Annotated in this window: 12 protein-coding genes; 6 read left to right on the forward strand and 6 right to left on the reverse strand. The window is 55.5% G+C overall.

The genetic code is table 11. The features are described from left to right. Positions 1 to 2: 2 nt before the first annotated feature. Genes pyrC through ACPGUT_RS11265 form a run of 4 tightly spaced genes read right to left on the reverse strand, consistent with a single transcriptional unit; the run spans position 3 to position 3,185 of the window. Positions 3 to 1,280 (reverse strand): dihydroorotase, encoded by a 1,278-nt coding sequence (gene pyrC / locus ACPGUT_RS11250; protein ID WP_423991403.1) that lies wholly within the window; start codon positions 1,278 to 1,280, stop codon positions 3 to 5. A 39-nt stretch (positions 1,281 to 1,319) separates the two neighbouring features. After that, on the reverse strand, positions 1,320 to 1,781 hold the full coding sequence (locus tag ACPGUT_RS11255; RefSeq protein ID WP_423991405.1) for a hypothetical protein: 462 nt from the start codon (positions 1,779 to 1,781) through the stop codon (positions 1,320 to 1,322). Next, positions 1,778 to 2,248: a hypothetical protein gene (locus ACPGUT_RS11260; RefSeq protein ID WP_423991407.1), complete on the reverse strand. Its 471-nt coding sequence runs from the start codon at positions 2,246 to 2,248 to the stop codon at positions 1,778 to 1,780. Before ACPGUT_RS11260 ends, ACPGUT_RS11255 begins: the two co-directional genes overlap by 4 nt. Further along, complete coding sequence (locus ACPGUT_RS11265; protein WP_423991409.1) at positions 2,226 to 3,185, reverse strand: aspartate carbamoyltransferase catalytic subunit; 960 nt, start codon at positions 3,183 to 3,185, stop codon at positions 2,226 to 2,228. The genes ACPGUT_RS11260 and ACPGUT_RS11265 overlap by 23 nt, the downstream gene beginning before the upstream one ends. 144 nt (positions 3,186 to 3,329) lie before the next feature. Between ACPGUT_RS11265 and ACPGUT_RS11270 the strand changes: the two genes are divergently transcribed. The 4 genes from ACPGUT_RS11270 to ACPGUT_RS11285 all read left to right on the forward strand — a co-directional run bounded on the left by ACPGUT_RS11270 (position 3,330) and on the right by ACPGUT_RS11285 (position 9,547). Continuing rightward, positions 3,330 to 4,118, forward strand: coding sequence for a uracil-DNA glycosylase (locus ACPGUT_RS11270; RefSeq protein ID WP_423991411.1), 789 nt, complete (start codon positions 3,330 to 3,332; stop codon positions 4,116 to 4,118). 11 nt (positions 4,119 to 4,129) lie between these two features. Beyond that, positions 4,130 to 4,660 carry a molybdenum cofactor biosynthesis protein B gene (gene moaB / locus ACPGUT_RS11275; protein ID WP_423991413.1) on the forward strand — a complete coding sequence of 177 codons (531 nt, stop codon included), beginning with the start codon at positions 4,130 to 4,132 and terminating at the stop codon, positions 4,658 to 4,660. A gap of 78 nt (positions 4,661 to 4,738) precedes the next feature. Then, complete coding sequence (locus ACPGUT_RS11280; protein WP_423991415.1) at positions 4,739 to 6,193, forward strand: efflux RND transporter periplasmic adaptor subunit; 1,455 nt, start codon at positions 4,739 to 4,741, stop codon at positions 6,191 to 6,193. A 3-nt stretch (positions 6,194 to 6,196) separates the two neighbouring features. Beyond that, complete coding sequence (locus ACPGUT_RS11285; protein WP_423991417.1) at positions 6,197 to 9,547, forward strand: efflux RND transporter permease subunit; 3,351 nt, start codon at positions 6,197 to 6,199, stop codon at positions 9,545 to 9,547. Here ACPGUT_RS11285 and ACPGUT_RS11290 read toward each other — a convergent pair. Beyond that, positions 9,538 to 10,359 carry a protein-disulfide reductase DsbD domain-containing protein gene (locus tag ACPGUT_RS11290; RefSeq protein WP_423991419.1) on the reverse strand — a complete coding sequence of 274 codons (822 nt, stop codon included), beginning with the start codon at positions 10,357 to 10,359 and terminating at the stop codon, positions 9,538 to 9,540. The two genes, ACPGUT_RS11285 and ACPGUT_RS11290, sit on opposite strands and share 10 nt — an antisense overlap. Positions 10,360 to 10,480: 121 nt before the next feature. Between ACPGUT_RS11290 and ACPGUT_RS11295 the strand changes: the two genes are divergently transcribed. After that, on the forward strand, positions 10,481 to 11,074 hold the full coding sequence (locus ACPGUT_RS11295; protein ID WP_423991421.1) for a YqgE/AlgH family protein: 594 nt from the start codon (positions 10,481 to 10,483) through the stop codon (positions 11,072 to 11,074). Next, on the forward strand, positions 11,074 to 11,649 hold the full coding sequence (locus tag ACPGUT_RS11300) for a histidine phosphatase family protein (protein ID WP_423991423.1): 576 nt from the start codon (positions 11,074 to 11,076) through the stop codon (positions 11,647 to 11,649). The genes ACPGUT_RS11295 and ACPGUT_RS11300 overlap by 1 nt, the downstream gene beginning before the upstream one ends. Before the next feature lie 8 nt (positions 11,650 to 11,657). Here the strand turns inward: ACPGUT_RS11300 and ACPGUT_RS11305 are convergent. Next, on the reverse strand, positions 11,658 to 12,247 hold a 590-nt coding region (locus ACPGUT_RS11305; protein ID WP_423991425.1), incomplete at its 5' end, for an L-threonylcarbamoyladenylate synthase.

A 12,247-nucleotide genomic window follows, 5' to 3' on the forward strand; every position in this document is an offset into this window, starting at 1 on the left:
GATCAGTCCTTTTGAAACACTGCGTGTCCGGCGACGAAGGTCATCAACACTTTGCCTTGCATCCGAGCCCCGTCAAAGGGCGTATTTTTACTTTTTGACTGAAGCTGGAAGCGATCAAGTACAAAGGGCGTGTCGGGATCGAACAGAACCAGGTCTGCCGGCGCGCCTGCTGTCAGACGACCCGCAGCCAGACCCAGTCGTTGCGCAGGCGCCAGTGACATCGCCCGCCAGAGTTGAGGCAGTGTCAGATCACCCGCATGATATAGGCGCATGGCCGCAGGCAGAAGCGTTTCAAGCCCAACTGCACCTGATGCGGCTTCTTCATAGGGCAGGCGTTTGCTTTCTTCATCCTGGGGGGTGTGGAACGAGGAAAGCGTATCAATCAGGCCGCTTGCAACAGCTTTAATCATTGCCTGACGATCATCTTCGGATCTCAACGGCGGTTTCAGCTTAAAGAATGTCCGATAGTCATCAACGTCAAATTCATTCAGGGTTAGATGATGGATCGACGTGCCCGCTGTTACATCCAGACCTGCGTCTTTTGCGCGTTGCAATGCGGGCAGAGCAGTACCACTGGACAGGCAATCTGCGTGATAACGCGCGCCTGAAACCTCAACCAGCGCCAGGTCGCGTTCAAGCCCCATGCGTTCAGCGATCGGTGACACGCCGGGCAGGCCGCGCAGGGAGGCGAATTTTCCGCTGGTTACGGCGGCACCTTTGCTGAGGTCGGGTTCCTGGGGATGGGCCATGACCAAAGCGCCAAGCGAACGTGCATAGGTTAGCGCGCGGGAAAACACTTTGGGGTCACGCACCACGTGGTCACAATCGGTGAACCCCACGGCACCTGCATCTTTCATGAACCCCATCTCAACCATTTCGCGCCCGTCACGTCCCTTGGTTAAGGCAGACATTTGCAAGACATTGACCGGAGTGACCTCGGATGCACGACGGCTGGCGAAACTGAGGGCTTCCGGGGTATCCATCGCCGGGGTCGTGTCCGGACGTGTCACCATAGTGGTAACGCCACCAGCGGCGGCGGCAAGGCCGGCTGTCCGATAGCTTTCTTTGTGACGTTCCCCTGGTTCGCCGATTTTGACGCCAATATCGATGATCCCGGGCGCAAGGCACTTGCCCTGACAATCGATCCGGGTGTCCACTGTTGCCTGTTCAGCGTCTGGCCCGATTGCTTGGATGATGCCATCTGCAATCAATAGTGTGCCAATGCTGTCTGTTCCGGCTTCAGGATCAATCAGGCGGGCGTTTGTCAGCAGTGTTTTCATCGATATATCCCATCAGGAGAATTATGTGTCGCGGCCGGGTTACCCATCAGCATTCAATGCGGCATTAGTGCGGGCTTCTTCGATCTGGCGCAGGGTATCTTTGGGGTCGGCCTGAAAACGGATCAGATGCTTCAACCCCGAACGGGTGATCAGTTGCACAGAGCTGATGATCACCTTCATTTCGACGATCTCAGAAAAATCTGCGATACGTTCCTGAGGCCCCATAATACGTTGATTGGTCAGATCCCAGCGGGCTTTCAGATCGTCAGAAGCAAGATAAAACCCACGCACGGTGATCGCAAAGAGACCACCAACTGCGCCAGTCCAGATATGGGCGTTACCCATCAGCCAAAGGGCGGCCATACCAAGAAGCATTGCAAAGATAGCAAGCCAGAGATGGTCACGGATATAGGTTTTGCGATCCCCTGTGAAGCTTGTGACAATATATTCATCGTCTTTCAGAGGGGCTGTTGGTGTCAGACTGCGATAAAACGAATTCATTCCAGTTCCTTCGCGCGCGCACGGGCATCAAGAATTTGATCGCGCAGTTTTCTGGGGGTCCAAGTATAATCAAATTTGTGAACAGTCCCGTCACGGGCATAAAGGCGCACACCCCAAAACATCCAGATCCCGATACTGTCGATGTCATAGAGATCGATCACGTCAAATACCTGTGGGTTGCCGATGTGTAGCCGATAAGGCGTCAGATACCAGCGACGACGCAAGGCCTTGAACCAGTAAAAGGGTTCTCCGATCAGCCAGGCTTCGATACCCATGAAAACGATCAGGGACGCGAAGGTCTGGAAAATTCGCTCAGATGCGGTTTCACCCAGAAGATCAGCATAATGCAAGGCAACAAGCATGCCAATCCAGAGAACATATCTGAGAAGATAAGCAGAAACCGTTGGTTTGATCGTCTGGATGACGGGTTCGTCTTCAGGCAGGTCAGGCGTATATTGCTGTGTCATTCCCATTTCCTGCTTTTCGGTTGCGCGCAAGCAGATCCATGGCCGCCATACGCACAGCCACGCCCATTTCTACCTGTTCCTGAATAACGGATCGATTGATGTCGTCGGCTATTGTGCCATCAATTTCCACGCCTCGGTTCATCGGGCCAGGGTGCATGACAATGGCATCGTCCTTGGCATAGGACAGCTTTTCGGCGTCCAGTCCGTAACGGTGGTAATATTCACGTTCCGACGGGATAAAGCCGCCATCCATACGTTCGCGCTGTAGGCGCAGCATCATGACCACATCTACGTCTTTCAACCCCTCGCGCATGTCGTCATAAACTTCGACGCCAAGTTCCTTCACCTCGGATGGCATCAGGGTGGGCGGGCCAACCAGGCGCACTCGATTTTCCATTTTGCCCAGCAGCAGGATGTTGGATCGCGCCACGCGGGAATGGGCGATGTCACCGCAAATTGCCACAGACAGGCGATGCAGGCGGCCTTTCTTGCGGCGGATTGTCAGGGCATCCAGCAAGGCCTGGGTCGGATGTTCATGTTTGCCGTCACCGGCATTGAGAACCGCACAGTTCACCTTAGAGGCCAGCAGGTTCACGGCACCGGAATGGGGGTGACGCACCACCAGAATATCTGGGTGCATGGCGTTCAACGTCAGGGCCGTATCAATCAGGGTTTCACCCTTTTTGATGGAAGACGCCTGCATCGCCATATTCATGACATCCGCGCCAAGGCGTTTGCCTGCAATCTCAAAACTCGCCTGTGTTCGGGTTGAGTTTTCAAAGAACATATTGATCTGGGTCAGCCCGGCCAGAGCATCGGAATGCTTCATCTGACGCCGGTTTAGATCCACATACTGATCGGCCAGATCGAGAATGGCGGTGATTTCATCCGGGGCGAGATTTTCGATCCCCAGCAGATGTTTTGCGCGGATGGTCATGAGAACTCCATCATGATTTTCCTGCTTATAAGGGGGAGAAGGCGCATGGGGCAAGAGGGTGCAGTTGCCCAGCTGTACGGATGTCTTGGCTCTGGGACGAAATGGCCGGTTTCCTTCCAGGCTGGGCTGGCGTAGTTTTGGGATATGAAGCTCGAATCTATGGATCACTGGGAATTACGTGCCGCCCTTGAATGGCAGGTCGAACTGGGGGCGGATGAAGCGCTCTCGGAAGATCCTGTGAATCGGTACGACATTCCCGCAAAGCCCGTTAGCGCAGCTAAGCCTGAGACGGCAACCGCGCAGGCACTTCCTGTTCCTGAGGTGGTTGGTCCTGATCCGGTGGCTGAGGCAAAGTCTGCAGCCGCCCGAGCACAGGATTTGAATGCTCTGGAAACGGCGATGTCAGGTTTCGATCACTGCGAGTTGAAACGGGGCGCGCGCAATCTTGTGTTTTCCGACGGAAATGCAAATGCCCGTCTGATGATCATCGGCGAAGCGCCCGATCGCGAAGAGGATCGCCAGGGGAAACCCTTTGTCGGTGCGGCCGGTCAATTGCTTGATAAAATGCTGGGCGCGATTGATATGGCGCGGGATGCGGTCGATGCTGAACAGGCCGTGTATATCACCCATATTCTGCCTTGGCGTCCGCCTCAGAACCGCGAGCCTTTGCCTGAGGAAATCGACATGATGCGCCCGTTTGTGCAGCGCCACATCGAACTGGTCGCACCGGATGTGATCATTCTTATGGGTAACATCGCCTGTGACGCCCTGCTGGGTAAGCGCGGCATACAACGTTTACGCGGCACTTGGGGCAAGGCACAGGATGTGCCTGTCATGCCGATGTTCCACCCGGCCTATTTGCTGCGCACCCCTGCAGCCAAACGCGATGCTTGGCATGATCTTCTGGAAATCCAGGCGAAACTCCGACCCTAACAGAGGCTACTATGTCCGAACGTGAATTCATCCCCGTGCGCATCGCCATTCTAACTGTGTCTGACAGTCGGTCTTTGGCTGAAGATAAATCCGGTGATACGCTGGTGAAACGTTTGGAAGGGGCCGGGCATGTTCTGGCCGCGCGCGATATTATTCCCGATGAACGGGCTGATATATCAGCGCAACTGCGCGCCTGGTGTGATGATCCTGAGATTGACGTCGTAATTTCCACCGGTGGAACTGGGCTGACCGGACGTGATGTGACTGTGGAGGCCCATCGCGATATTTATGAAAAAGAGATCGAAGCTTTTGGTACGCTTTTCACCATGGTTTCGATCAAAAAAATCGGCACATCCGCCGTGCAAAGCCGTGCAACCGGTGGCGTGTGCAAGGGCACTTACCTGTTCGCGCTGCCCGGCAGTCCTGGTGCCTGTAAAGATGGTTGGGATGAAATTTTGCAGCACCAACTTGATTACCGCCACATGCCTTGTAACTTTGTGGAAATTTTTCCGCGTCTTACTGAAAATGAGCGACGGAAATAGTCCCGGTGACCGTATAATCCCGGAACATGTATCAATTGCCCCGCGATCACTGGGGCACGCCACGTCGGAAGGATCCCCATGCGGTTTCTCACACGTAGCCTGACCGGGCTTTTTATTCTTTCCCTGACTATTGGTTTGCTGGCCATGTCGGGCCTGACGGTGCTGTCCGCACTGAAATCGCGTGGTGAAAGCGAAAGCTACGGCGCGGGATCGCGTGAACGGGTGTTTTCTGTAAATGTTGTCATACCTGACACACAGGATCTACAACCTGAATTGCTAGTGTTTGGTGAAATTCGCGCGCGCCGCAGTCTTGATCTACGGGCAACATCTTCCGGTCGTGTGATTGAAATTGCAGAGAATTTTGTTGACGGCGGTGTGGTACAGCAAGGTCAGCTTTTGGCGCGGATTGATCCGGCTGATACGCGTTCAGTTCTTGACGTTGCGCTGAACACTCTGGCTGAAGCACAAGCTGGCTTGCGTGATGCAGAGCGTTCGCTATCCCTTGCCCAGGATGATTTGTCTGCTTCAGAAGCACAGCGCGATCTGCGTGATGCCGCGCTGTCCCGACAGCGTGATCTTCTGGCGCGTGGTGCAGGTACCGCCGCCAGCGTGGAAACTGCGGAACTTGCGGCGTCACAGGCACAGCAGGCTGTTGTATCCCGCCGCCTTTCCCTTGCACAGGCCGAAGCGCGACTTGATCAGGCGACAACAGGGCTGGCACGTCAGAATTTGACTGTATCTGATGCGCAGCGCCGTCTAAAGGATACTGAAATCTATGCAGAATTCACCGGAACCCTTGGCGATGTGTCCATTGTGAGGGGCGGGCTATTGTCAACAAATGAACGGCTTGCGACCCTGACGGATCCGTCTGAATTGGAAGTGTCGTTCCGTGTTTCTACTGCGCAATATACCCGGCTTCTGGATGACAGTGGCAGCCTGCAAAACGCACAGGTGCAGATCATCCTTGATGTGTTGGGTGTGGATCTGATCAGCGCGGGGGCTGTAACCCGGGAAAGCGGTTCCGTTGAGGCGGGACAGACCGGACGGTTGTTGTTTGCCCGACTTGAAACCCCTGCAGGCTTTCGTCCAGGTGACTTCGTGACCGTCAAGGTGGAGGAACCGGTTTTGCACAATACAGTCCTGCTGCCTGCCACCGCATGGGATGCGGATGGTACTGTCCTGATGGTCAATGATGATAATCGTCTGGAAACCTTGCCAGCACAGCTTTTGCGTCGTCAGGGCAATAATGTGATCCTTGCGGCAGATGGGCTTGCGGGACAACGTATCGTTGCGGAACGCTCGCCGCTTCTGGGGGCCGGCATCCTTGTGCGCCCTATGAACCCGGATACCGTGGAAAGTGGCCAGGAAGACCTGATTGAGCTGACAGAAGACCGCCGCGCCGCACTGATCGCCTTTGTTGAAGGCAACACGCGTATGCCTGACGCCGCCCGTACCCGTGTGCTGGACCAACTTGCACAACCAAGCGTGCCCGCCCAGGTGGTGGAACGCATCGAATCCCGTATGGGGGGCTGATCCATGTCACGCGCCCGGGGCATTCTGTCATATTTCACCCGCCACCGTACGGCTGCCAATTTGCTGTTGGTGATGATGATCGCGTTGGGCATAGCCGCCCTGCCGAAAATGCGTACGCAGTTCTTCCCGGATGTCATTGTTGAAGGCATCACCGTTTCTGCGATTTGGAAGGGCGCTGGTGCGGAAGATATCGACAGTGCGATTGTGCAGGTGCTGGAACCGGCGCTTTTGTCTGTTGATGGCGTAACCTCGTCCGAGGCGTCTTCACGTGAAGGCAGCGCCAGTATCTGGCTGGAATTTGAACCAGGGCAGGATATGGGGCGTGCTTCTGATGATGTGCAGCTTGCTGTCGATGCGATTACGAACTTGCCTGAAGATGCCGAAGACGTAAATGTGCGTCGGGGCAACTGGCGGGATCGTGTGACAGATGTCGTTATCACTGGTCCCGTAGGTGTGGCGCAACTTGGCCGTTTCGCGGATGAGTTGGTGACACGCCTGTTTGCCGCTGGTGTTACCCGATCCACCATTCGGGGTATTGCTGCAGGTGAAATTGTTGTCGAAGTGCCGATGCAATCGATGATCCGGCATGACGTCACAATGGAACAGATTTCCCGGGCTATCGCCGGTGAGGTGAATTCAGATCCTGCAGGCGATGTGACAGGTACAAACACCCGCGTGCGCACCGGTACGGCAACCCGGTCTGTGGATCAGATCGAAGCCATTGTCCTGCGTGTAAATGACGATGGGTCACGTTTGACCATTAATGACGTCGCCCGGATTTCGCGTGGTGGTATTGATCGTGAACGCGCCTACTTCGTTGGCGAAGACCCCGCGATTTCTGTGCGGGTGGATCGATCTGGGCAGGGCGACGCAATCGAAGTGCAACGTGATGTAGAACGTGTGGCATCCGAGTTGCGCGAAGTTTTACCCGAATCTGTATCTGTTGATCTGATCCGCACCCGTGCCGAAGCAATTTCAGGCCGCCTGAATATCCTGCTGGATAACGGTCTGATGGGGCTGGGGCTTGTCCTGCTGTTGCTGTTTTTGTTCCTGAACGCCCGTATCGCCTTTTGGGTTGCTGCGGGCATTCCAGTTGCCATGCTGGCCACGATTGCCTTGATGTATATTTTTGGCCTGACGATCAATATGGTGTCTCTTTTTGCCCTGATCATCACCCTAGGTATCGTCGTGGATGATGCGATTGTTGTGGGGGAACACGCCGATTTCCGGGCGCGTCGTCTTGGTGAAAGTGCGAATGCGGCCGCTGAAAACGCCGCGATCCGCATGTCTGCGCCGGTGTTTTCGGCAACCATCACCACGATCATCGCGTTCTTTGGGCTTGTGGCTGTTGGTGGGCGCTTTGGTGATCTGATCTCAGACATTCCGTTCACGGTGGTTGCTGTATTGATGGCATCACTGATGGAATGTTTCCTTATCTTGCCCAATCATATGGCCCATGCCTTGACACACAGCGCCAAAGAACATTGGTATGACTGGCCCAACCGCCAGGTGAACAAAGGTTTCCGCTGGCTACGCGAAGCTGCCTTCCGCCCTCTGATGCATTGGGTCGTGCGCGCCCGTTACGCGGTGCTGGCCGGGGCCGTGTTTCTTTTGGCGACACAGGCGGCGGTGTTTATCCGGGGCGATGTGCAATGGCGGTTCTTTAACGGCCCAGAGCGGTCTTCTATCTATGGCAACTTTGCCATGGCCCCTGGTGCCACCCGTGACGACAGTTTCGAGATGATGCGCGAATTGCAACGTGCTGCGGATGCGGTTGGCAAGCGTTACGCAGGAGAATACGGGACTTGGCCCATGACTTATGCGCTGGCTGAAGTCGGCGGCAATACAGGGCGTGGATTGTCCGGTACGGATGCCAAAACACCAGACCAGCTGGGCAGTATCGCGATTGAATTGATTGACGCGGATCTGCGTCCCTGGTCTGCGTTTAAATTTGTCGCTGACATGCAGGATGAGGTGCGCAATCATCCCCGTGCAGAAACGGTCAGCTTTCGCGGGTCACGGTCTGGGCCCGGTGGTGACTCTCTCTATGTGGAATTCTTTGGCGCAGACGCGGATACATTGAAGGCAGCGTCAGAAGCGTTGAAAACCGCCCTTCAGCATTACCCCGAAGTGTCTGCTCTTGAAGATAATCTGGCTTATGACAAGGAAGAACTGATCCTAGAGCTTACCCCACAGGGCCAGGCGTTGGGCTTTACCATTGATGGGCTGGGGCGCGTGTTACGCAACCGGCTTGGCGGAATCGAAGCCGCGACCTATCCAGATGGTCCGCGTTCCGCTGCCATTCGCGTCGAATTGCCGGTGGATGAACTGACCGCTGACTTTCTAGAACGCACCCATATGCGCACGCCGGGCGGGGAATATGTACCACTGTCTGACATTGTGACCGTCGAAAGCCGCAAGGGCTTTTCCACGGTGCGACGTGAAAACGGCATTCGTTTGATCGCGGTTACAGGTGATATTTCCGAAGATGACCCTACCCGCGCAGCAGAGATCAACGAGATCCTTCGCAGTGAAATTCTGCCAGACATTGAAAGCGATCATCAGGTGGCCTTCCGGATCGCAGGGCTTGCCGAACAGGAACAGGAATTTCTGTCTGATGCTTTCCTAGGGTTCTCTCTTTGTATGATCGGAATTTACCTGACTTTGGCCTGGATCTTTGCAAGCTGGATGCGCCCGGCCGTTGTGTTGGCGATAGTGCCGTTTGGTCTGATCGGTACGATATTTGGGCATGTCAGCTGGGAAGTGCCGCTGTCGATGTTCTCTGTTGTGGGGCTGATAGGTATGACCGGGATTATCATCAATGATTCCATTGTCTTGGTGACCACAGTTGAGGAATACTCAGAAAACCGGGATCGGATCAGCGCAATTATTGACGCCACCTGTGACCGTTTGCGGGCCGTAATGCTAACGACATTGACCACGGTTCTGGGCCTGGCACCGCTGTTGTTTGAACGTTCTGTTCAAGCGGAATTCCTGAAACCTACAGTGATCACCCTGGTCTATGGATTGGGCTTTGGCATGATCCTCGTTTTACTGGTGGTGCCGGCACTTCTGGCTATGCAACTTGATCTGAAGCGTCAGTTCACAGCGCTAAAGCGCGGGTTGCGCAGGCCGGGAACAAAGTTGCAGCCAATCCTTTTGGGCTGTGGGGCGGTGCTTGCAGGGGCCTTCCTTCTAAGTTTCGGAAGCGTCGCTGTTACAGGGAGCTTGCCTAGCTTTTTACCCATGTTTACAGGATCTGCCAGCAGTTCTGCGTTACTGATCTTTACGGGGATCAGCGCAGTTGTCCTGATCACAACCCGTCTGATTGTCGGTTGGCGTAATCAGCCGTGACAGCCCTGAATATCCACCGCGCGATCTTCGCCAATCACGGTGATACGTACCTGAGAACGATCTAGGGCAAAAGGTGTGGCCGATGGCGGCACCATATCCACCTGCGCCAGCAGAGTATTGCCTTCACGTGTCAATTGCGCCGAGCTGATCCAGATTTTTTGATCGGGCAGTTCGAACACCACCACATCGTCATTGCCGATCCGATGCCCCGGCAGGGATGCGGTCAGAACCATACCATCTGAAATTGGGCTGGAAGTGCACTGCACTTGTCCCATCCCGGCCGAACGCCCGCTTTGCGGTTTTTGTGCCATGGCCAAGCGAATGTCGGTTTGCTGCGCTTCTGGTCCGGTGTTGCCGATCAGATCATCGGTAAAATCTAGGGTCAGAGGAATGCAGACCTCTTCGCAGACGCCCAGTTTCATCTGGACATTCACATGCACAGGCTGGCTGGGATCAATCGGGGTGATTTCCACCGGCAAAATCAGGGCGTCCTTATAGCCAATCGTGCGCACGCCCGCATTGTCGTGAATGCCGGGCCGGGGCCAGTGGAACTGTACAGAGGCCACATTGCGCGACCGTGACCAGTCAAATTGCGGCGGAATGCCGGTTTCACCTGGTGCACGCCAATAGGTTTTCCAGCCTTCATTCAGATCAATGCGAAACGCCGCCATGCGCGTCCCATCCCGTTCACGCCAGCCGTTCAGGATCTGGGTGTCACGTACGCTTTCAAACCCTTGGGCCAAGGTGGGGGCGGCACCAGCCAAGGTGAATGCGGTCAAAGCAGAGAAGGCGAATGCAGAGAATTTTTTCATACCGCCACCATAGCCATGCGTTTGTGAAAGAAAACTCACATTCCGGCGAGCACATGCTGCATTGCGTCTTTCCGCCAATCGCCCCTTGCACCTGCCTGCCGCCAAAGTCATATCATACAGTATGACACAGGCTGACAATAACCAGACAGAGCGGACCTCCGCAGATCTTTGCGGCAAGCTTCTGATCGCCATGCCCTCAATGGGTGATCCCCGGTTTGAGAAATCCGTGATTTTCATGTGCGCGCATTCGGATGAGGGCTCGATGGGGCTGATCATCAATAAGCCGTCCGCAGATGTGACGTTTCCAAATCTATTGGAACAACTTGAAATTCCACATATCCGTCGCACCACGGAACCCAATGTGCATTTTGGCGGACCTGTGGAAATGGGGCGTGGATTTGTTTTGCATTCGCCGGAATATACGCCCGATGATGGTATGTTGCGGGTGGATGATGATTTTTCCATGTCGGCAACCAAAGATGTCGTGCGTGATATCGCCGAAGGTACGGGCCCTGTGCGTGCAATTCTGGCACTTGGCTATTCGGGCTGGGGCGGTGGACAGCTTGACGGGGAAATCCTACAGAACGGCTGGCTGACCTGTGATGCAACGCCAGAACTGGTGTTTGAAACCGCACCTGAGCAGCAATGGACCGCCGCGCTGCAAAGCCTCGGTGTTGATCCAATCATGTTATCTGCCAGCGCGGGACATGCGTGATGTCAGTTCGCCTGCATAACTGGCCCGATCTTTTGGTTCTGCGCCACGGTCAGACGGAATGGAATCTTGCTGGGCGCTTTCAGGGGCGGCGCAATTCTGACCTAACGGAACTGGGGCAAGCACAGGCAGGATGCCAGAACCAGATCTTGCAACCGCTGCTGGCGCAATACCCCCATCGTTTCGCAAGCCCCCAAAGCCGGGCTGTGCATACGGCGCAAATTGCCTTGGGAGATGTGCCTTTTGCGCAGGATGAACGCTTGCAAGAGGTCGCCTTTGGCGATTGGGAAGGGCTGACACGCACAGAAATCCGCACGCAGATCACGGGCGATTATGACGACTACCACTGGCTGTTTCAAAGTCCAAATGGTGAAACATTTTCTGACATGTGTGCCCGGGTGATCTCATTCCTTGATCATCTCAAAGGTCCCTCTGTGATTGTCACCCATGGTGTCACTTCCGTGGTGATCCGTGGTCTCTGGCTGGGGCTTTCCATGGAAGACCTGGCCGTCCTTCCGAAAGAACAGGGCTGTGTGATCCAGTTGAAAAACGGGGAAGAAAACGTCCTGCGGGTTTAGTCTCTGGTTTAGTCTCTGGGCGCAGCGGCCCGGCGCAGACGATCATTGATCGCACGTCCCAGCCCATGATCGGGCACAGGTGACACCGCAATCGCCCGGCGGGTCGCATCCAGCCTGCGCAGCATAGCAAACAGATTTGCCGCCGCTTCCTGCAGGTCTCCGCTTTCCGACAGGTTTTCGGTTGCACCCTCCACCCGGCCAAAGCCCAGCAGAACCTCATGGGGCAAGGCCTGGTCTGCGTTCAACCGCACCATCGCCTGAGGCGCGTAATGGGATGTCAGCTGTCCCGGCGCAATCGGCTGATCGCCGTCACCCATGGCAAATTCCGGGCGTTTCAGTTTGCGCGCAAGGCAGCGTTCAATATTTTCCGCAGGCAGGCCGCCGGGGCGCAAGAGAACCACATCATCGCCGTCAAAGCCAACAATCGTGCTTTCCACACCCACAGGGCAGGCCCCGTCATCAATCACCGCATCAATCCGCCCTGATAACCCATCAATGACGTGATCCGCGCTGGTCGGGCTGATCCGCCCGGACGGGTTCGCAGAAGGCGCCGCAACTGGCCCACCAAAAGCGGCAATCAGACGTCGCGCCGTGGTGT

This window comes from Halocynthiibacter sp., from assembly GCF_049608145.1.
Taxonomy (GTDB): Bacteria; Pseudomonadota; Alphaproteobacteria; order Rhodobacterales; family Rhodobacteraceae; genus Halocynthiibacter.